Origin of the sequence: Roseovarius bejariae (assembly GCF_009669325.1) — a bacterium.
GTDB classification, from domain to species: Bacteria; Pseudomonadota; Alphaproteobacteria; order Rhodobacterales; family Rhodobacteraceae; genus Roseovarius; species Roseovarius bejariae.
The window spans coordinates 1,860,355-1,881,138 of the sequence record NZ_SZWE01000001.1 but is presented as its reverse complement, the minus strand read 5'-3'; the positions used below and the strand labels follow the sequence as shown (position 1 = coordinate 1,881,138).

Sequence of the window (20,784 nt, the reverse complement as noted above, 5' to 3'; positions counted from 1 at the left end):
CAAATGCAAGTTTTCGCGGTTTAACCTTCCCTCATGGCGCGGGCCACCACGACCGGGCGGACAGCAACGCCTGAACGGCCTGCTCGAACGACTCTTGAGGAAGGATAACCAGCATCTTGGGTGACGTGACCGAAATATCGACCGGGCCAAGTGCCGTATTGGATGTGCCGACCCGACCGTCGGGGGCGAAATTCAAACCGTCGATGGGAAACTGCAACCCATCGGACACCCCTTCGACCGCACCCATGGGGAAAAGCGAAACCGGACAGCCAGTTTTCAAATCGAGGCGGATGGACGGAGGACAGAGAAACACAAGCTCCTCCACCCCCAAAAGCACACAGGGCCGGTGCGGGTGACGCACAAGTGTATTGTAAGCGGAGAGTTGATGATCAAGCCGATTGCCCGAAAACCCCACGCCAACAACAAGCGGCGCCGCGATGTTACGCAGGCATTTGTCAAAATCGGTTGTTTCCTGTTCGGGAATGGGATGCAGGGCCGCCCGAGGGATTTGCCCCCGCGCCCAATCGGTGAGCGAATCGAAATCACCGATTACGGCATCGGGCATGACCCCGTTATAAAGCGCGGCATCAGCCCCACCATCCGCCGCAACAACACACGGCCCGAAGGATTGTGCACGATCGAGCATCTTTTTCGAGACCTCGGCCCCACCAATCAAGGTTACAGGTTTGTCATGCACTACAATCATGTTCAAAAATCCAGATTAGGCCCTATTTTGGAAACAGATCACATTCTGACCACGAAATGATACGGTAAAATTCTAAGAATCGGGCATCTTTGGTCTTGGCTGTGGTGATAAGCCTACTCCCAGCAGGTAATGCGGAGCGAGCGGAATAATGGTTAATTCAAGCAAGATACTCACAGTTTCATATGGCACCTTTTCGTGCACCCTTGAAGGATTCGACGATTCCTTCGACACGATGAAGGCAATTGCGGAGTACTTTCGCGATTTGGCCGCGGATGACCGATATTTCGGTGCCGAACCACCGACACCGGACGCGGATATGCTGGCCCGGATCGCCGAGCGCGAGATTGCGCGGCGTGTCGATGCCCATGAACAAGAGGGCAAGATCGTGCTGCGCGCGGCCGAGGATGCCGCGTTGAATGCACCGGCAACGCCGGAACAGGAAACCGAACCCAAGTCTGACGCGCCCTCCATGAAAGAAGAGGCGGACGCCCCCGCCCCGGTTGACCAGCCGGAAACCGAACCTGCCCCGGAACAAGATCGCACCGCTGACGAGGCACCCGAAGCCGAGCCGATGCCAGAGCCCGCGGAAGAGCCCGTTACGGCAGATTTGGCAGAAACAGAGCCTGATTCGGAGCCTTCCCCCGAAGTGACGGAAGCCGTTGCCGAGGGCACGGAAGAGCCTGCACTCGAATCGGATGGCGGCGAAGCGGTCTCGGAGCCCGAAGCCACCCATGAAGTGGCACCGGAACCCATCGCGGAGGACGAACCGGAAGCAGAGGCCGACGCCATCCAAGAGGCCGAGGCAGAACCGGAACCCGAAGACACAGCGGCCACGGAAGAGCCTGCCGAAGAGGACATGGCGACCTTGGCCAGCATGGCATCCTTGGGCGATGAGCCCGTCGAAGACGTGGCCCCCGAGACAGACGCGGCGCCGGTTGAACCCGAGGCCGAAGATGCCGCCGGTGAGGGTGACAGCGTAGCCGATCGCCTGCGTCGCATCCGATCGCTGGTTCAGGATTCGGACAGCGGGTTCGAGGATACCGTTTATTCCGAAGACGAACATGCGCAAGATTTCCTGAGCGAAACTGCCGCAGACCTCGATGAAGTTCTGAGCGAGGACGACGCGGCGGAAACCGCCGCACAGGATGAGACCGAGGAGCCCGATTTTTCCGCGGTTCTGGATGCTGTCGAGGCACGCACCCCGATCCAGGAGCCCGTTGAAGCCCCGAAACCAGAACCCAAGGCGGAAGAGTTTGCCGAAGATACACTGGCCCAACTTCTCGCCGATGCCATGCCCGAGGAGGCAGAAGAGCCTGCGGACGAGGCGGAGGTTTCCGAAGACGACGAGGAGCGCCCCCTGGTTCAGGCCCGCGTGGTCAAGATGAAGCGCAGCGAATTCGAAGCGGCCATCGCAGAGGGGTACATCGAAGAGGACGGTGACGAAGACCTTGATTCAAACCTGTTCGGAGACGATTCCGGCCTGAGCGCCGAGGAAGAAGCCGAATTGCAGCGTGAGCTTGCCGAAGTCGAAGCGGAATTCGGCGAGTCCGAGCAAGCCGAGGACTCTGAAACCGCTGACAAGGAAAGCGCGCCCCTGCGCCTGACCGAAGAGGAACAGGTTCAGGACTTGGCCGAGGACGAGGGTGAGGAACCCTCGGAGGAAGCAGAGCCCGAGCAAACACCGCGCGGGATTTCCAAGCTGGAACGCGCCGAGCGCCAAGCAGATCTGGCGCGGATTTTCGACGAGGCCGACACGCAGCTTGAAGCGCCGGAATCGAACAAACGCCGGAGCGCCATTCAACATCTTCGCGCCGCTGTGGCCGCGACCCGGGCCGAGAAGAATGCCGGTGCGTCGCTGAAGGAAGACGTGGATGATACACCCTACCGCAGCGATCTGGCCAGCGTGGTGCGGCCACGCCGCCCGGAGCCGGGCGAAGGCCGCCCGCGCGCCAGCCGCCCCAGCGTCAAGCCGAGCGCCCCTGCGCCGCTGAAACTGGTGGCCGAGCAGCGGGTGGATGTGGACAGTACCCCGGTACGCCCGCGCCGCGTGTCGACGGCGGATTTGGCGGATGTCGAGACTGTTTCCGAAAGCGGCGGCAACTTCAGCGAATTCGCCGAGGAGATGGGTGTGCGGGGCCTGCCCGAGCTTCTTGAAGCGGCGGCGGCTTATATGTCGGATGTCGAAGGCCGCGCCCAGTTCTCGCGCCCGATGCTGATGGGCAAGCTCAAGGAAGTCGAGGGGAGTGCATTCAGCCGCGAGGATGGCCTGCGCACCTTTGGTCAGTTGCTGCGGCAGGGTAAGCTTCAGAAGCTGAAGGGCGGCCGCTTTAGCGTGACCGAAAGCACCGACTTCCGGGCCGAGACGCGCAACGCGGGCTGAGACCTGAACATATGAATGACGGTAGACCCCCGGCGACAGGCCGGGGGTTTTCGTTTGTCACAGCGCCACGGCGCGGAGTTTTTCGTAAGCCGGCATCGCGGCCTTGGCAAGCTCGGCGCGTGGACCATCAAGGGCAGGCAAGGGGCCTTCGGCCGCGGCAAACCCGGTGGAGCCATGCACCGAGGCATACCAATGAGCCGCCCAGACGCCATCCTCCGGGTGGCCGCCCTTGGGCCAGCTGAGCATGGCGGGATCCCAGGGCAGGTCGATGGCGGCGCAAAGACGCTTGAGCATGGTTTCGGGGTCACGGCGAATGTAGGCGGAATCGATCACCACGGGCGCTTGGCCCTGCGCGGTGAGCAGATCATAAAGCTCGGCCTGTTGGACGAAACCGATGTCGGCGAGCGTGGGGTTGTCGTATTTCGCCGAGAAGCTGGCCGCGACGCGGGCCGGGTGGCGGATGAGAAAGACATTCGTCACCTGCGTTATCCAGTCCCGCGGGACCCCATCGATCATGTGCTGGGCCATGTGTTTCTGATAGAAATGCGGTTTTTGGGCAGGAACAGGGCCTAATAACCCATCAATCACGGCCTGCGGTTCTGTGGGTTGTGACGCGATGATGTCATCGCGCATGGGGTGCTGAAGGCCGGTGAGGGTGAGGTAAGCGGCATAGAACGGCTCATCGATCACCGCGAAATCAGAACGCGCGCCGAAGGAGTACATCATCGCGGTCGAAAGATTGCGGGGGCCAGACCACATTGCGAGGCGCATGGGCAGTCTCCTTTACGTGCCGATTTAGGAGCAGTTACGCTGAATTAGAGACTTATAAAGCTCTCTGATCCGGGTGGTAACGGGCCCCATTTCACCGTTGCCGATGGGACGGCCATCAATCTCGCCCACGGGGGTTTGCGCGCCGAATGTGCCGGTCAGAAATGCCTCGTCGGCGCCATAGGTATCGACGAGGGAATAATTCCGCTCGTAGACCGGAATCCCATCCTCGCGGCAGAGATCGATGACCTTCTGCCGGGTGATCCCGTTCATGCAGTAATCGCCGGTCGAGGTCCAAACCTCGCCCTTGCGGACGATGAAGAAGTTGCAGGCGTTCGTGGTGTTCACGAAGCCATTCACATCCAGCATCAGACCCTCATCGGCCCCGGCCTTTTCGGCGGCGATGCAGGCAAGGATGCAGTTGAGCTTGGAATGCGAATTCAGCTTGGGGTCCTGCGTCATAGGCAACCCGCGCAGGTGGGGCACGGTTGCCAGACGGATAGGGCGGGCGATCTTGGGCTTGGAATGCTCCATGATAATCGTGACTGTCGGCCCCTGTTGCGACAAAGAGGGGTGTTGAAACGGCCGGGTTTTGACACCGCGCGTCACCATCAGGCGGGCATGGGCATCCGTGTGCATGTCGTTGGCTTTTTGTGTCTCTAACACGGCCTGAAACACCTCATCGCGGGTCATCCCGATGTCGAGATCAATGGCCTTGGCAGCCTCGAACAACCTATCGAGATGCTCATCAATAAAGGCCCATGTGCCATTATAAAGGCGCAGCCCTTCCCACACACCATCACCCAACATGAAGCCACTGTCATAGACGCTGACCTTGGCGTCGCCCTTGGGCACGACCTGACCGTTCAGCCAGATCCTGATCGTCTCGTTCCGGGCGTCTTCCTGCGCCTGATGGGTTGTTTGGTGGTCCGTCATTTCACTCTCTGTTCGCAATGTCAGACGAGGCTAGGCGGGCGCGCTTCAAGTGCCAAGCGGTAAATTCGGATCACCAGAGCGTGAGATCACGCCGGAGTGAATTGGCGGGCGCGTTGAAGACAGGCAATGTGCGGATAACGATTTGGAGGGCCAAGCCATGAAATGGCAATTGCGAAACCTGAAAGCAGGGCTTTTGGCGGTGCTGATCGCCATTGGCCTTGGGGTGGAGACACAAACGGCGCATGCGGCGGGCACAGAGGTTGTCACCGTCGCGGGTGGCTGTTTCTGGTGTGTCGAGGCAGATTTCGAGAAAGTGCGCGGCGTGCGTGAGGTTGTATCGGGCTATACCGGCGGTAGCGTGGCAAACCCGTCCTATAAACAGGTCACACGGGGCGGAACGGGTCACTATGAAGCCGTCGAGATCAAATATGACCCGGCGAAAGTCTCGGCCCGCCAGTTGTATGACATGTTCTTTCGATCCGTAGACCCGACGGATGCGGGCGGGCAGTTTTGCGACCGTGGCAATAGCTATCGCACAGCAATTTTCGTCTCTGATTCAGCCCAAAAACAAGCCGCAGAGGCCGCCAAGACCGACGCGGAAAAGGCGCTTGGGCAAAAGATCGTGACGCCGATCTTGCAGGCATCGGAGTTCTACAAGGCCGAAGGCTATCACCAGGATTATTACAAGGGTGACGATTTTGTACTCACCCGCTTTGACCCGAAGCGGCAATCCGCCGCCTACAAGCGGTATCGCGAAGCCTGTGGCCGGGATGATCGGGTGAAAGCCCTTTGGGGGTCATCCGCACCCTTCGTGAAATAAACGAGCCGGCCCCAACAGGGACCCGCCCGCTTTCTGCAATCAGCCGACCTTGCAAGCCGCCAGAACGGCCATGTTCAACACGTCGCTGGCCGTCGAGGTCGATGAGCAAATCTGAACCGATTTGTCGATGCCGGATAGGATCGGACCGATCACGGTGGCCCCGGCCATTTCCTGCATCAGTTTCACGGAAATCGAGGCCGAATGGCGCGCGGGCACCACAAGGATGTTGGCCGGGCCAGTGAGGCGTTGGAACGGGTAGGCATCCTGCGCCACGGCATTCAGGGCGACATCGACGGTCATTTCGCCTTCGTATTCGAAATCGGCTCCGCGCCGCTCAAGCACACTGGGGGCGAGGTGCATTTTCTCGGCCCGTTCGGATTTGGGATAGCCAAAGGTCGAGAAACTGACGAAGGCGACGCGCGGCTCCAGCCCGAGGTGACGGGCGACACCGGCGGCACGGGTGGCGATGTTGGCGAGATCCTCTTCGTCGGGCCATTCGTGAACCAGGGTATCGGCAATCAGGACAATCCGCCCCTTGTGCAACAGGGCCGTCACGCCCGCGACACCGTTTTCGGTGTTGGCGTCAAAAACGTGGTTGATCCGTTCCATCACGTGGGCGGATTTGCGGGTGGCACCAGTGACAAGGCCATCGCCATGTCCATGGGCCAGCATGAGCGCCGCGAAAACGTGACGGTCGCGGGCGGCCATGCGGTGGATATCGTGGCGATCATGGCCCTTGCGTTGCAGGCGTTTGTAGAGGAATTCCTTGTAGTCGGCCAAACGGTCGGTTTTGGCGGCGTTGGTGATTTCGAGTTCTCGCACCGCATCGCCAAGGCCTGCGGCTTCGAGTTTCTGTTTCACGTCATCGTCGCGGCCAACAACGATGGCCTTGCCCAGCCCGCTGCGCTGATATTGCACGGCGGCGCGGAGGACGCGGGGGTCGTCACCTTCGGCAAAGATCATCCGGGCCTGTGCATTGCGGGCACGGGCGTTGATCGACCGCAGGATGGAGGCCGTGGGATCCATCCGGGCGGCGAGGGTTTGCTCGTACGCGTCCATATCCACGATGGGACGGCGCGCGGCACCGGTTTCCATGCAGGCCTTGGCCACGGCGGGCGGGACGGTGTGGATCAGGCGCGGATCGAAGGGCGTGGGAATGATGTAATCGCGCCCGAAGGACAGTTTGCGGCCATAGGCCATGGCGACCTCATCGGGCACATCGGCGCGGGCGAGTTGGGCCAGGGCCTCGGCGCAGGCGATTTTCATTTCGTCGTTGATGGCGCGGGCGTGCACATCGAGCGCACCACGGAACAGGTAGGGGAAGCCGAGGACGTTGTTCACCTGGTTGGGGTAGTCGCTGCGGCCGGTGGCGACGATGGCGTCGGGGCGCACTTCGTGGGCTTCTTCGGGGGTGATCTCGGGGTCGGGGTTGGCCATGGCGAAGATCACCGGGTTATCGGCCATGGAGGCAACCATATCCTGCGTCACGGCCCCTTTGACAGAGACGCCAAGAAACACGTCGGCATCCTTCATCGCCTCTTCGAGGGTGCGCAGGTCGGTGGTGATGGCATGGGCCGATTTCCATTGGTTCATGCCCTCGGTGCGGCCTTGATAGATCACGCCCTTGGTGTCGCAGGCGATACAGTTTTCATGCCGGGCGCCCATGGCCTTGAGCAGTTCGATACAGGCAATGCCCGCCGCGCCCGCGCCGTTGAGCACGATCCGGCAATCCTCGATCTTCTTACCCGAGAGATGCAGCGCGTTGATGAGACCCGCGGCACAGATCACGGCGGTGCCGTGCTGATCGTCGTGGAAGACGGGGATGTCCATCCGCTCTTTGAGGGTTTGTTCGATAATGAAACACTCGGGCGCTTTGATGTCTTCGAGGTTGATACCGCCGAAGGTGGGACCCATGAGTTCGACGGCCTTGATAAAGGCCTCGGGGTCTTCGGTATCAAGTTCGATGTCGATGGAGTTCACATCGGCAAAACGCTTGAAGAGAACCGACTTGCCCTCCATCACCGGTTTGGAGCCCAGCGCGCCGAGGTTGCCAAGCCCCAGAACGGCGGTGCCGTTCGAGATGACGGCCACGAGGTTACCCTTGTTGGTGTAGTCATAGGCCAGTTCGGGGTTTTGGGCGATCTCCTCGCAGGGGACGGCGACGCCGGGGGAATAGGCCAGCGACAGGTCGCGCTGCGTGGTCATCGGCACGGTGGCCGTGATCTCGAACTTGCCGGGGGTGGGTTCAAGATGGAAGGCGAGCGCCTCTTCACGGGTATACTTGGGTTTGGACATGTCGCGGCCTTATTGGGATCAGTCGGATTTGGTACTCCATAGCGGGGGTTTGCATAAGCCTCAACCGCAAGAGGGTTTTCGGGTTTCATGCGCGGGCTTGGCTTTGTAATGTTGGCGGCAATCAACGCCGGGGGGCAGACGTGACATCCATGAAATCCACCGTGACGCCGATGATGGCGCAGTACCTTGAGATCAAGGCGGAGTATCCGGGGGCTTTGTTGTTCTACCGGATGGGGGATTTTTACGAACTGTTCTTTGACGATGCGGTTTCGGCGGCGGAGGCCCTCGATATTGCCCTGACCAAGCGGGGCAAGCATCTGGGCGAGGACATCCCGATGTGCGGCGTGCCGGTCCATTCGGCCGAGAATTACCTATTGACGCTTATTCGCAAAGGGTTTCGCGTAGCTGTCTGCGAGCAGATGGAAAGCCCCGAGGAGGCGAAGAAGCGCGGCTCGAAATCGGTGGTCAAGCGGGGGGTTGTGCGGCTGGTCACGCCCGGGACACTGACCGAGGAAAGCCTTTTGGAGGCCCGGCGGCACAATTACCTGGCCAGTTTCGCGCAGGTGCGGGGCGAGGGGGCCTTGGCCTGGGTCGATATTTCCACGGGCGCCTTTCACGTGATGTCCCTGGCACAGGTTCGGCTTGGGCCGGAACTGGCGCGTCTGGCGCCGTCCGAGGTGATCGTGGCCAGTGAAGATGACACGGATTTGGGTGACATAGTGACTGAATCCGGGGCTTCGGTGACGGAACTGGGCCGGGCCGCCTTTGATAGCACAGGAGGTGAAAAGCGACTGTGCGAGTTGTTCGACGTGGGGACGTTGGAGGCTTTCGGGGCCTTCAGCCGGCCCGAAGTGGCCGCCATGGGAGCCATCGTCGAATATCTGGAGATCACCCAGAAGGGCAAACTGCCACTGTTGCAGGTTCCGCAGCGCGAAGCGCAGGCGCGGGTGATGCAGATCGACGCCGCCACGCGGCGCAACCTTGAGATCACGCAAGCCATGAGCGGCGGGCGGGCCGGATCGCTTTTGGCCTCGGTCGACCGGACGGTCACGGCAGGCGGTGGGCGATTGCTGGAGCGTCGGCTGTCGAGCCCCAGCCGGGTTATGGAGGTGGTGCAGGATCGGCTGGAATCCGTTGATTTTGCGGTGGAACAGTCTCGATTCTCGGAAGATTTGCGCGGCGCCTTGCGCAAGGTGCCGGACCTTGACCGCGCGTTATCGCGGCTTGGGGTGGATCGCGGAGGGCCGCGGGACCTGGCCGCTATTCGCAATGGCTTGGCACAGGCCGCCGAGATTGCCGGAATGGTCGAGAGTGTCGGCCTGCCCAAGATTCTGGCCGAAGCGGCAATAGACCTGACTGGGCATGACGAATTGCTGGACCTGTTGGATCAGGCCCTGATTGCCGAGCCGCCGCTTTTGGCGCGCGACGGTGGGTTCATCGCGCCGGGATATGACGCGGAACTGGACGAAGTTCGGCAGCTTCGCGATGAAGGGCGCGGCGTGATCGCGGCAATGCAGAGTGAATATCAGGAGCTGACGGGGATCCAGAGCCTGAAGGTCAAGCACAACAATGTGCTGGGCTATTTCGTGGAAGTGACCAGCACCCATGCCGACAAGATGTTGTCGGAACCCTTGAACGAAACCTTCAAGCACCGGCAAACCACGGCAAATCAGGTACGGTTTACCACAGTGCCGCTGAGCGAGATGGAAACCAAGATTCTGAATGCCGGAGGGCGGGCCCTTGAGATAGAAAAGCGTCTCTATGACAGCCTAAAAGCAGCTATTCTGGAGGTATCGGCAGAGGTTTCGCAGGCCGCGCGCGCCTTGGCCGAGATGGACCTGATCACCGGGTTTGCCGATCTGGCGCGCGGTGAGAACTGGTGCCGCCCGCAGGTGGATGAAAGCCGCGCCCTTGAGATCGAAGGCGGGCGGCATCCGGTCGTGGAACAGGCCCTGCGCAAGGCGGGGGAGCCGTTTATCGCAAATGACTGTGCGCTTGGGAGTGAGAGCGATATTTGGCTTCTGACCGGGCCGAACATGGCAGGTAAATCCACGTTCTTGCGGCAAAACGCGCTGATCGCGCTTCTGGCGCAGGCGGGCAGTTTCGTGCCGGCATCGAGCGCGCATGTGGGCCTTGTCAGCCAGTTGTTCAGCCGGGTCGGGGCCAGTGACGATCTGGCACGCGGGCGGTCGACCTTCATGGTGGAAATGGTCGAAACCGCCGCGATTTTGAACCAGGCGGATGACCATGCACTTGTGATCTTGGACGAGATCGGGCGCGGCACGGCCACCTATGACGGGTTGAGCATCGCCTGGGCGACCTTGGAGCATTTGCATGACGTGAATGGCTGTCGGGCACTGTTTGCCACGCATTACCACGAGCTGACCAATCTGAGTGAGAAGCTTACCCGGGTGGATAATGCCACCGTCAGCGTGAAGGAACACGAGGGCGAGGTGATTTTCCTGCACGAGGTCAAGCGCGGGGCGGCCGACCGGAGTTATGGTGTGCAGGTGGCCAAGCTGGCCGGGTTGCCATCCGCCGTGGTGGAGCGGGCACGTGTCGTGTTGGATGCCTTGGAAAAGGGCGAACGGGAAGGCGGCACGGCACAAAAAGCGTTGATCGACGACCTGCCACTGTTTTCCGCCACGCCGCCGCCCGCACCTAAGCCGGTGCGCGAGTCGGACCTGGACAAACGGATCGCCGAGATTCTGCCCGACGACCTGACCCCGCGCGAGGCGCTGAATTTGATTTACGAGTTGAAGGGGTTGGCGGATAAGCCGGGGTAACCCGGCCTATCGTTAGCCTTGGAAGGACGACACGCCGACCTGCGCGGGGCGCAGGATACGATCATGCAGCATGAAGCCTTCGGCCGAAACCTGAATGATCTCGCCTTGCTTGGTGCCGGGAAGAGGGGCCTCGAACATGGCTTCGTGATGGTTGGGGTCGAACCTGTCACCCACTTCGGGCGAAATCAGGGTGATGCCGTGCTTGGAAAAGACGTTAAGCAGTTCCCGCATGGTCAGCTCAATCCCCTCGATGAGGGCGGCGGAGACCTCTTTTTGCTCGTCCGTCGCGGCCTCAAGCGCGCGCTTCATGTTGTCGTAAACCGGCAGCATGTCGCGGGCGAGTTTCGAACCGCCGTAGTTTTCCGCCTCGCGGCGGTCTTTCTCGCTCCGTTTGCGGGCGTTTTCGGCATCGGCGAGGGCGCGCATGAATTTGTCCTGGAAGGCATCACGTTCGGCGCGCAGAGCCTCGACCTCGGCCTCGGTATCGTCGATTTCTTCGGCGTGTTGTGCTTGTTCCTCGGCCTCGACCTGTTCGATGTCATCAAGGAAGTCGTCGTTTTTCGGCTCTGCCATAATTCACCTTTAGCTGCGGTCCGCGATCAGCTTTCCAACAAGTTGTGCCGTGTAATCCACAATCGGCACGATACGTCCATAGTTCAGGCGGGTCGGGCCAATCACGCCCACCGCGCCAACGATCTTTCGGTCTGCGTTCATATAAGGAGAGACCACCAAAGAGGAACCCGAAAGTGAGAAAAGTTTGTTCTCGGAGCCAATAAAAATGCGCACACCTTCGCCTTCGTCGGCCAGTTCGAGGAACTCGGCGATATCCCGCTTGCGTTCAAGATCGTCAAACAGGGTGCGAATGCGGTCGAATTCCTCTTCCTCGGTCTCGGAATTCAGGAGATTCGCGCGGCCACGGACGATCAGACGCTCGTAATTGTCGCTTTCACCATCCCACACGGCGAGACCACTTTCGACAAGTTGATGGGCGACTTTGTCAATCTCCTGCCGCCGCTCGTTGATTTGGCGGGCGATGACGGTTTGCAGGTCGGAGATGGTTTTTCCCTCGACCAAGGCATTCAGGAAATTCGCCGCCTCGCGCATGGAACTGGGCGTTTGGCCCGGGGGCGGGTGGAAAATGCGATTTTCGACGTGACCATCGGCAAAGACCAGAACCACCAAAGCGCGGTCATGCGAGAGGCTAACGAATTCGATATGCTTGATCGGCGCTTCGTGCTTGGGGGCGAGTACGAGGGAGGCGCCTTGCGTGACGCCGGAAAGGGCCGACCCGATCCGGTCGAGCGCGCCAGTCACATCGTCGGAGTTCGAGCCGAGGGTGGCATCGATCATCTTCCGGTCGGTGTTTTCAAGATCGCCCACCTCAAGCAGGCCATCGACGAACATGCGCAAGCCTTCCTGCGTCGGGATTCGGCCCGCGCTGACATGGGGACTGTCCAGCAATCCAAGGTATTCGAGATCCTGCATCACGTTGCGAATAGTGGCCGCCGAGACCTTTTCGCTCATGTCTCGCGTCAGGGACCGGGAGCCGACGGGATCGCCGGATGCGAGATAGGATTCGACCACGCGGCGGAACACCTCGCGCGAGCGATCGTTCAGTTCTTCCAGAATTTTACCTGCGTTGCTCATACTGCCCATATATCCCGTCTGGCCGGTCATTAAAGACGCTGTGTGGAAAAGGTCAATCGGGGTTGCTATCCGACCAACGGCGCATGTATCCCCGAGCCAAACAGAATGAGGAATATACCATGCGTCCGTCGGGTAGAGATTTAAGCGAAATGCGCGCTGTTTCAATCGAAACAGGTGTGACGAAACATGCCGAGGGGTCGTGCATGATCAAGGTGGGCGATACGCATGTTCTATGTACCGCCACCATCGAAGACCGGGTGCCGCCCTTCATCAAGGGCTCGGGCCTTGGATGGGTCACGGCGGAGTACGGGATGCTGCCCCGCTCGACGACAAGCCGAATGCGCCGCGAGGCGACCGCCGGTAAGCAGGGCGGGCGCACGGTTGAGATTCAGCGGCTGATTGGCCGGTCTTTGCGGGCCGGTGTTGATCGCGTGGCATTGGGTGAGCGCCAGATCACCGTGGATTGTGACGTGATCCAGGCCGATGGCGGGACGCGCTGTGCCTCGATCACCGGGGGTTGGGTGGCCCTGCGCCTTGCGGTGAACAAGCTGATGAAGGTTGGCGATGTGATTAGCGACCCGATGGTTGATCCTGTCGCCGCCGTGAGCTGTGGCATCTACGCGGGGCAGCCGGTGCTTGACCTTGATTACCCCGAGGATAGCGAGGCGGGCGTTGATGGCAATTTCATCATGACCGGATCAAAGCAATTGATCGAAGTGCAAATGAGTGCCGAAGGCGCGACCTATAGCCGAGACCAGATGAACCAGCTTATGGATTTGGCCGAGCAAGGGGTTTCCGATCTGGTCACAGCGCAGAAGGCAGCCGTTAATGCGTAAGTTCGAGGGCGAGACGCTTTTGGTGGCAACGCATAACGCCGGGAAGCTGGAAGAGATCGCCAATCTTCTGGAGCCTTTTGGCGTCCGCGTGGTGGGTGCCGCCGAAAAGGGCCTTGATGAACCCGAGGAGACCGAAACCACGTTTGTCGGCAATGCCCGGATCAAGGCGCACGCGGCGGCGAAGGCCACCGGGCTTCCGGCGCTTTCCGACGATTCCGGGATCGAGATTGACGCGCTTGACGGTGCGCCCGGGGTATTTACCGCAAACTGGGCCGAAACAGAAAAGGGCCGTGATTTCATCATGGCAATGGGCAAGGCGCATGATCGCCTGTTGGAAAGCGGCAAACCCAAGCCATGGACAGCGCGGTTTTGCTGTACTCTGGTTCTGGCATGGCCCGATGGACATGACGAAGTGTTTCCCGGGACCGTGGAAGGGCAGATTGTGTGGCCCATGCGTGGGCACGAGGGGCATGGGTACGATCCGATTTTCCAGCCTGACGGTTATGATCAGACCTTCGGCGAAATGGATCGCTGGGAAAAGAACAAGATCAGCCATCGTGCCGACGCCTTTGGCAAGCTCGTGCAGGGTTGTTTTGGCTGAGGATTGGCAAAACGGGGGCTTTGGCCTGTATATCCACTGGCCGTTTTGCGAGGCCAAATGCCCCTATTGCGACTTCAATTCTCATGTATCCCGTCAGATAAATCAGGCGCATTGGCAGGCGGCGTATCTCAAGGAGTTGGACCGTTACGCCGAATTGGTGCCTGATCGTGTCTTGAATTCGGTTTTCTTTGGTGGTGGCACCCCCAGTTTGATGGCCCCCGAAACCGTTGCCGCAATTCTGGAGCGTGTGCGTAAACTGTGGCCCGCTGCCAATGATCTGGAGGTCACGCTTGAAGCAAACCCCGGTTCGGTAGAAGCTGGACGGTTTCAAGCGTATGCGCAGGGTGGCGTTTCGCGGGTGTCAATGGGTGTTCAGGCGCTCAATGACACGGACCTTCGGCGGCTTGGGCGTATTCATACGATAGAGGAAGCAAGGCAAGCCTTTGATATTGCTAGAAAAAACTTTGATCGTGTGAGTTTTGACCTTATCTATGCCCGGCAAGACCAAACGCTTGCAGCATGGCGCAACGAACTTTCCGAAGCGCTGACCATGGCGGTGGATCACCTGTCTTTATACCAATTGACGATCGAGCCCGGAACGGCATTTGGCGATCGCTATGACCGGGGAAAGTTGCGCGGCCTGCCCGAAGAGGATTTGGCCGCCGATATGTACGAGGCGACGCAAGAGATTTGCGATACTGCGGGTCTTGGGGCTTATGAAGTCTCTAACCATGCCAAACTCGGCGCGGAATCACGGCATAATCTGATTTATTGGCGTTATGGGGATTATGTTGGGATCGGGCCTGGTGCACATGGTCGTGTCACACTGAATGGTCAGCGATATGCAACCGAAGCATGGTCAAATCCAGACCGCTGGTTGCGTGCCGTTGCGGAGGGTGATGGCGAAAAGAGAAATGAAGCCATTTTGCCAACAGATCAGGCTGGCGAATACCTTATGATGGGCCTGCGCGTCCGGGAAGGGATTGATCCAGATCGGTATGCCAAATTGGCGGGCAAGCCTTTGCCGCAGGATCGACTGTACTATCTTCAAGATCTGGGGCTAATCGAAACGAACGCAAATGCGATAAGGGCCACGCAGAAGGGGCGGATTGTGCTAAATTCCGTGCTTGTTGAATTGATCGGGGATTAGATCGTGCGCATTTTCTGGGCAACCTTGGGACTTATCTGTGTCGGGTTGGGAATGCTTGGCGTGATCCTTCCGTTACTTCCGACTGTTCCTTTTATGCTTTTGGCGGCATTTTTCTTTGCCCGCTCATCCGAGCGGTTGCATAATTGGCTGCTGTCGCATCGACAGTTTGGGCCCGCGATTGTCGATTGGCATGAACGCGGCGCCATCAATCCGCGCGTAAAACGGATATCGACCATCGCAATCATCGCAGTTTTCAGCCTGTCACTTGCCATGGGAATAAAACCGCTGGTTCTGGTGATTCAGGCTCTGGTTTTGAGCTGCGTTCTTTTGTTTATCTGGACTAGGCCGAACTACTAGACGTCAGGATGCGGCACAAATTGTCCAGTTGATCCAAAGTGTCATAGCTGATCGTGATCTGGCCATTTTCGCGACCCGGCTTGTGGTTCAACGAGACCTTCATCCCCAAATTCGCGGCCAGATCGCCTTCCAAAGCCTTTGTATCGGCATCTTTCGCAGGCGCCGAAGATTTCTTGGCTTTTCCATCATCGGAAAAGATATTGCCCATTGGTTTTTTGGCGAGTTTCTCGGTCTCTCTCACCGACAAGCCCTTCTTGATCACTTCGCGAGCCAGCTTTGCAGGATCGTCAGATGTGATGAGTGCGCGGGCATGTCCGGCGGAAAGCTTGCCTTCCCCAAGATACGTCTGCACCTCATCAGGCAGACCCAACAAACGCATGGAATTGGCAATATGACTCCGGCTTTTGCCCAAAGCCTCGGCGAGTTTTTCCTGCGTGTGGCCAAATTTATCCATCAATTGCTGGTATCCAGCCGCTTCTTCAACCGGGTTCAGGTCAGCACGCTGAATGTTTTCGATGATCGCAACTTCGAGAACCTCGGTATCGTCGAAATCACGCACAAGAACGGGAATCTCGTGCAGCTTGGCCATCTGGGCCGCACGCCAGCGCCGTTCGCCGGCAACAATCTCGAATTCGCCGTCCTTGCCGGGCTTGGGCCGTACGATCAACGGCTGAATGATCCCCTTTTCCTTGATCGAGGCCGCCAGATCGTCCAGTTTTTCAGGATCAAAGCTCCGGCGCGGCTGATCGGGGTTGGGGGAAATCAGTTCGATCGGAATTGCACGATCTGCCGGTTTGGCCGCCTCGCCGGCAGGCGCACTATCTTCCGCCACATCCGCCATCAAGGCCGAAAGCCCCCGGCCAAGCCCGCGTTGTTTTGATTTTTTCTCGGCCATTCCCGATTCCTTTCGTTAGGCGGCTACGCGTGCCTGATTTTTCATGAGCTCCTGTGCCAACTCACGATAGGCCTGCGCCCCTTTGGAGGTGGTATCATACTCAAGAACGGAGGTAGAGTAGGAGGGCGCCTCGCTGACACGCACGTTTCTGGGGATTCGCGTTTGAAACACGAGATCTCCAAGGTTGTCGCGGGCGTCCTGTTCAACCTGCGACGACAGATTGTTGCGGGCATCGTACATTGTCAGGACAATCCCTTCGATCCGCAAACCGGGATTGGCGGATTGGCGCACCTCGCGGATGGTCAGCATGAGCTGTGACAGACCTTCAAGAGCAAAAAACTCGCTTTGCAAGGGCACCAAGACCGAATGAGAGGCCACCATGGCGTTCACCGTCAAAAGATTGAGCGACGGCGGGCAATCGATCAGGATATAATCGAGGGAATAGGTATCCATCGCGTGCTGCCGTAGCGCATCATGCAACAGGAAACTGCGCTTTTCATTGGCAATAAGCTCGATATCCGCGGAGCTCAGATCAACCGTCGCGGGGATGATCATGAGGTTCTCCGGGTTGGCCGGGCGAATGACCTCGGACAGGTCTATATCTTCCAACAGCAACTCGTATGTCGTGAACTCACGCTCATCCGGCTCGATCCCGAGGCCAGTCGATGCGTTTCCTTGCGGGTCGAGATCGACGATCAATACCCGCTGCCCGGCTTCGGCCAGCGCAGCGCCAAGATTGATGGTTGTCGTGGTCTTCCCAACTCCGCCTTTCTGGTTGGCGACGGCAATGATTTTCGGACCGTGGGGGCGCGTGGGATCAGACACGGGAGACTCCTGTAATTGCAAGAATGGCGGGGCCGTCTTCTGTTTTGCTTTTAGCAACACGGTACTCAAAGTTCCACTGACTTTGAGCATCTTGCAATTCTTTCTCCCATGTTGCGCCCTTTGGGAAAAGAGCCGTACCATCTGCGGACAAATGCCGCTCGGTAAATGCTAAAAGTTTTGGCAAATCCGCTAGCGCGCGGGCCGAAAGAACATCCGCGCCGAGCGCAGGAATATCTTCGATCCGGTCATTGATCACCTGGGCCGATACGCCGGTTTCGCGAATAACCGTGCGCAAAAACGCACATTTTCGGACATCGCTTTCGACAAGGGTGACTTTCTTGGGGGAGCCGCTCTCGGCCCCAAGGATTGCAAGCACAAGGCCAGGAAACCCGCCACCCGAGCCAAGATCCGCCCAGTGGGTCACGGGATGGGGGGCAAGATCATAGATTTGAGCGGAATCAAGGATGTGGCGCGCCCAAAGATCATCCAAGGTGCTGCGAGAGACAAGATTGATACGCGGATTCCACTTGAGCAAAAGGTCGGCAAAATGCTCTAGCTTGTCCGATGTTTCACGTGAAACATCGAAGGGCAGCCCCGCACGCCTCATGCAGATTTTTCCCGTTTATCCTTGCGCAAGCGCGCCAGAATGAGGGTCAGGGCCGCAGGCGTCACGCCATCAACACGCGACGCCTGAGCCAAATTTGCCGGCTGAGCCGCACTAAGCTTGTTTTTGAGTTCATTTGACAAGCCTTCGATGCTTTGAAACGGGAAGTCCTTGGGGATTTCCTGTGCCTCGTCCCGCTTCATCATTTCAACATCTTGTTTTTGTCTGGTGATGTAGTTGGCATAAAGTGCATCTTTTTCAAGTTGGGCGCGGGTTTCCGTATCCACATCAGCCAGGTCGCTATTGAGTTGCACCAATGTATCAAAGTTCACATCAGGAAACGCGAGCAACTGGAACCCCGTTCTTCGTGTCCCGTCTTGGTTAATCTTCAAGCCGCAAATTGCCAGATGTTTTGGCGTGTAGCTTTCAGACGTGAGAAGCTCCCTCGCACCGTTCAGGCGTTCCATTTTGTCTTCGAAGGCTTTCTGCCGTTTCTCACCAATGCAACCAGCCTCTAGCCCAACAGGCGTAAGCCGCTGGTCCGCGTTATCCGCCCGAAGGGAAAGACGGAATTCGGCGCGAGAGGTGAACATGCGATAGGGCTCGGACACGCCGCGGGTGATCAAATCATCAATCATCACGCCGATGTAGCTATCCGCACGGCTGAACAGCACTGGCTCTTTCCCCGTCACCGACCGGGCGGCATTCAATCCGGCGACAAGCCCCTGGGCCGCCGCTTCTTCGTAGCCGGTTGTTCCGTTGATCTGGCCGGCCAGATATAGCCCTGGGACGGATTTGACCGCCAGTGTCGCATCGAGGTTCCTGGGGTCGACATAGTCGTATTCAATCGCATAACCCGGCTGCAAAATCTCCGCGTTCTCAAGGCCGGTAATGGAGCGAACGTAATCCTGTTGCACCTCCTCGGGGAGGGACGTTGAGATGCCATTAGGGTAAATCACGCTGTCCGATAAGCTTTCCGGCTCAAGAAAAATCTGATGCGACGTTTTATCGGCAAATCGAACGATTTTATCTTCGATCGAGGGGCAATACCGTGGCCCTACCCCATCGATATGACCGCCGTACATGGCCGAACGATCCAGATTCTCCCGAATGATATCGTGTGTTTTTTCGTTGGTATGGGTGATGCCGCAGGACACTTGCGCCGCACTGACGCCTTTCGAGAGAAAGGAAAACAGAACCGGGTCATCGTCACCCGGTTGTTCATCCAAACCGTCCCAAGAAATTGTATTTCCGTCCAGACGCGGCGGCGTACCCGTTTTCAAGCGGCCAAGCGTCAGACCGAACGAGTCGACGCGCTCTGCAAATTTGATCGATGGCTTGTCGCCCATCCGGCCACCCGCGCGAGACACATCGCCAATATGGATCACACCGCGCAGAAAGGTCCCCGTCGTCAAAACGACCGCTTTCGCAAGAATCTCGGACCCATCCAGCAAGGTGATGCCTGTGACCCGCTCACCCTCCATCAGAAAATCGGCAGCTTCGCCTTCGATGATCGAAAGGTTTGGCTGACTGTCGATCTCCTGCAGCATCGCCTCGCGGTAAATTTTCCGGTCCGCCTGTGCACGTGGCCCTTGTACGGCGGGACCTTTACGGCGGTTCAAAAGGCGGAATTGAATACCAGCCTTATCAGCGACGCGAGCCATAACCCCATCGAGCGCATCGATTTCACGCACAAGATGACCTTTTCCCAAGCCACCAATCGCCGGATTGCAGGACATCACCCCGATGTCGCTACGTGACAGGGTAACCAGCGCGGTCTGCGCCCCGGTGCGGGCCGCCGCATGTGCGGCGTCAGCGCCGGCGTGGCCACCCCCGATGACGATGACATCAAAATGTTTCACGTGAAACACTCCTCATTTGCCAAGGCAAAAGCTACTGAAGATTTCGTCGAGCACGTTTTCGACATCTATGCGTCCTACCAAAGAATCAAGGGCGCGGATAGCTGTTCGAATTTCTTCGGCGGAAATATCCGCGGTTTCTTCGCCACCGGGAAGGAGGGTTTTCGCCGATTGTAAAGCGCTGAGCCCATTGGCCATGGAAATACGGTGCCTTTCACGCGTGGCGACAGCCGCATGAGAGGCCCGCTCCGAGAGGGTTGCCGTGATCCGGTTAATCAACGTTCCAAGGCCATATCCTGACACCCCTGAGATCGCATTGGCGGGATCATCAAGAAGATCGGCCTTGGCCTTGACCACGATGTCATCTGCAAGAACCGGGATGTCAGGGGCTTCGTCCCCCTCAACAAGGAAAACGCGCAAATCGGCCAGTTCAGCGCGCTGTTTTGCCCGGTCGATGCCAATTGATTCCACCTTATCATCGGTTTCTCGCAGGCCAGCCGTATCAAGGATGGTTACCGGCAAGCCCTTCAAATCCATCCTGACCTCGATCACATCCCGAGTCGTTCCTGCAAATTCGGACGTGATGGCGGCATCTCGGCCTGCAATGGCGTTGAGAAGGGTGGATTTCCCGACGTTGGGCGCCCCAACAATCGCGACCTCGAACCCCGTTCTGATCCGCTCGGATATGCCGACGCCCTCGATCTGATGCTCAAGAGCAGTCATGACGCGTTCAACAAGCGCGGAAACCTCGGGCGCGACATCGACCGGAACCTCTTCGTCCGCGAAATCGATCGTCGCCTCAAGGAGTGCAGCCGCGCGGATCAGGTCACGGCGCCAGCTTTCGGCCAGATTGCCAAGATCACCCGATAGCACGCGCAAGGCCTGACGCCTTTGTGCTTCGGTTTCGGCATCGATGAGATCAGCCAGACCTTCGACCTGGGCAAGAGAAAGTTGCCCGTTTTCCAAGGCGCGGCGCGTGAATTCGCCAGGATCGGCAGAACGCAGACCATCCAAGTTTCCAAGGGTGTGAAGGATTGAGGCGATGATTGCCGTGCTTCCGTGGCACTGGAACTCGACCACGTCTTCGCCTGTAAAGCTTGCATCCTTTGAAAACGTCAGGACCAGAGCGTCGTCAAGGTGAACACCCTCAGCATCCCGCAGTGTCCGTAGCGCCGCCTGACGGCGCATCGGGACGTCACCGGCCAAGGCCTCACACGCCTGAAACGCCAAGGGGCCAGACACGCGGATCACGGCGACGCCCGCTTTGCCTTGCGCCGTCGAAAGTGCATAGATCGTGTCCATGGGAATGACCCCGTGCG

18 protein-coding genes are annotated in these 20,784 nt (G+C 58.8%); 7 read left to right on the top strand and 11 right to left on the bottom strand.

Going from position 1 to position 20,784, the window contains the following annotated elements; all coding sequences use genetic code 11:
* Nucleotides 1-31 precede the first annotated feature (31 nt).
* Nucleotides 32-706 (bottom strand): thiamine diphosphokinase, encoded by a 675-nt coding sequence (locus FDP25_RS09010; RefSeq protein WP_154150960.1) that lies wholly within the window; start codon nucleotides 704-706, stop codon nucleotides 32-34.
* 232 nt (nucleotides 707-938) lie between these two features.
* Between FDP25_RS09010 and FDP25_RS09005 the strand changes: the two genes are divergently transcribed.
* On the top strand, nucleotides 939-3,086 hold the full coding sequence (locus FDP25_RS09005; RefSeq protein WP_154150958.1) for a hypothetical protein: 2,148 nt from the start codon (nucleotides 939-941) through the stop codon (nucleotides 3,084-3,086).
* Nucleotides 3,087-3,143: 57 nt separating this feature from the next.
* Here FDP25_RS09005 and FDP25_RS09000 read toward each other — a convergent pair whose 3' ends face one another.
* Together FDP25_RS09000 and FDP25_RS08995 are read right to left on the bottom strand one after the other, a co-directional pair.
* Nucleotides 3,144-3,857, bottom strand: a complete 714-nt coding sequence (locus FDP25_RS09000) for a sulfotransferase-like domain-containing protein (protein WP_154150956.1) — start codon at nucleotides 3,855-3,857, stop codon at nucleotides 3,144-3,146.
* A gap of 24 nt (nucleotides 3,858-3,881) precedes the next feature.
* A complete protein-coding gene (locus FDP25_RS08995; protein ID WP_154150954.1) occupies nucleotides 3,882-4,790 on the bottom strand; it encodes a D-amino acid aminotransferase in 909 nt (302 codons plus the stop codon).
* Between the two features lie 157 nt (nucleotides 4,791-4,947).
* Here FDP25_RS08995 and msrA point away from each other — a divergent pair, with 157 nt between their 5' ends.
* Nucleotides 4,948-5,610, top strand: coding sequence for a peptide-methionine (S)-S-oxide reductase MsrA (msrA, locus tag FDP25_RS08990; protein WP_154150952.1), 663 nt, complete (start codon nucleotides 4,948-4,950; stop codon nucleotides 5,608-5,610).
* A gap of 39 nt (nucleotides 5,611-5,649) precedes the next feature.
* On the opposite strand, the gene FDP25_RS08985 is transcribed toward msrA, so the two are convergent.
* Entirely contained in the window at nucleotides 5,650-7,905 is a 2,256-nt protein-coding gene (locus tag FDP25_RS08985) for an NADP-dependent malic enzyme (protein ID WP_154150950.1), read from the bottom strand.
* 170 nt (nucleotides 7,906-8,075) lie between these two features.
* Here FDP25_RS08985 and mutS point away from each other — a divergent pair, with 170 nt between their 5' ends.
* Entirely contained in the window at nucleotides 8,076-10,691 is a 2,616-nt protein-coding gene (gene mutS, locus FDP25_RS08980; RefSeq protein WP_154153311.1) for a DNA mismatch repair protein MutS, read from the top strand.
* A gap of 12 nt (nucleotides 10,692-10,703) precedes the next feature.
* Here mutS and FDP25_RS08975 read toward each other — a convergent pair whose 3' ends face one another.
* Together FDP25_RS08975 and hrcA are read right to left on the bottom strand one after the other, a co-directional pair.
* Nucleotides 10,704-11,264: a nucleotide exchange factor GrpE gene (locus FDP25_RS08975; protein WP_154150948.1), complete on the bottom strand. Its 561-nt coding sequence runs from the start codon at nucleotides 11,262-11,264 to the stop codon at nucleotides 10,704-10,706.
* Nucleotides 11,265-11,273: 9 nt separating this feature from the next.
* On the bottom strand, nucleotides 11,274-12,338 hold the full coding sequence (hrcA, locus tag FDP25_RS08970) for a heat-inducible transcriptional repressor HrcA (protein ID WP_154150946.1): 1,065 nt from the start codon (nucleotides 12,336-12,338) through the stop codon (nucleotides 11,274-11,276).
* A 119-nt stretch (nucleotides 12,339-12,457) separates the two neighbouring features.
* Here hrcA and rph point away from each other — a divergent pair, with 119 nt between their 5' ends.
* From rph to FDP25_RS08950, 4 genes are read left to right on the top strand one after another with little or no spacing between them, the layout of a single operon-like run.
* Nucleotides 12,458-13,174, top strand: coding sequence for a ribonuclease PH (rph, locus tag FDP25_RS08965; RefSeq protein ID WP_154150944.1), 717 nt, complete (start codon nucleotides 12,458-12,460; stop codon nucleotides 13,172-13,174).
* Complete coding sequence (rdgB, locus tag FDP25_RS08960) at nucleotides 13,167-13,775, top strand: RdgB/HAM1 family non-canonical purine NTP pyrophosphatase (protein ID WP_154150942.1); 609 nt, start codon at nucleotides 13,167-13,169, stop codon at nucleotides 13,773-13,775. The genes rph and rdgB overlap by 8 nt, the downstream gene beginning before the upstream one ends.
* Nucleotides 13,768-14,925 (top strand): radical SAM family heme chaperone HemW, encoded by a 1,158-nt coding sequence (hemW, locus tag FDP25_RS08955; protein ID WP_246175801.1) that lies wholly within the window; start codon nucleotides 13,768-13,770, stop codon nucleotides 14,923-14,925. The genes rdgB and hemW overlap by 8 nt, the downstream gene beginning before the upstream one ends.
* 3 nt (nucleotides 14,926-14,928) lie before the next feature.
* Entirely contained in the window at nucleotides 14,929-15,282 is a 354-nt protein-coding gene (locus tag FDP25_RS08950) for a YbaN family protein (RefSeq protein WP_343032004.1), read from the top strand.
* Here FDP25_RS08950 and FDP25_RS08945 read toward each other — a convergent pair.
* Genes FDP25_RS08945 through mnmE form a run of 5 tightly spaced genes read right to left on the bottom strand, consistent with a single transcriptional unit; the run spans nucleotide 15,266 to nucleotide 20,767 of the window.
* Nucleotides 15,266-16,177 carry a ParB/RepB/Spo0J family partition protein gene (locus FDP25_RS08945; protein WP_154150938.1) on the bottom strand — a complete coding sequence of 304 codons (912 nt, stop codon included), beginning with the start codon at nucleotides 16,175-16,177 and terminating at the stop codon, nucleotides 15,266-15,268. The two genes, FDP25_RS08950 and FDP25_RS08945, sit on opposite strands and share 17 nt — an antisense overlap.
* Nucleotides 16,178-16,192: 15 nt before the next feature.
* Nucleotides 16,193-17,002 (bottom strand): ParA family protein, encoded by an 810-nt coding sequence (locus FDP25_RS08940; protein ID WP_343032003.1) that lies wholly within the window; start codon nucleotides 17,000-17,002, stop codon nucleotides 16,193-16,195.
* Nucleotides 16,995-17,609, bottom strand: coding sequence for a 16S rRNA (guanine(527)-N(7))-methyltransferase RsmG (gene rsmG, locus FDP25_RS08935; RefSeq protein ID WP_154150934.1), 615 nt, complete (start codon nucleotides 17,607-17,609; stop codon nucleotides 16,995-16,997). The genes FDP25_RS08940 and rsmG overlap by 8 nt, the downstream gene beginning before the upstream one ends.
* Nucleotides 17,606-19,477: a tRNA uridine-5-carboxymethylaminomethyl(34) synthesis enzyme MnmG gene (gene mnmG, locus FDP25_RS08930; RefSeq protein WP_343032002.1), complete on the bottom strand. Its 1,872-nt coding sequence runs from the start codon at nucleotides 19,475-19,477 to the stop codon at nucleotides 17,606-17,608. Before mnmG ends, rsmG begins: the two co-directional genes overlap by 4 nt.
* 3 nt (nucleotides 19,478-19,480) lie before the next feature.
* Complete coding sequence (gene mnmE / locus FDP25_RS08925; protein ID WP_154150932.1) at nucleotides 19,481-20,767, bottom strand: tRNA uridine-5-carboxymethylaminomethyl(34) synthesis GTPase MnmE; 1,287 nt, start codon at nucleotides 20,765-20,767, stop codon at nucleotides 19,481-19,483.
* Between the last annotated feature and the right edge of the window lie 17 nt (nucleotides 20,768-20,784).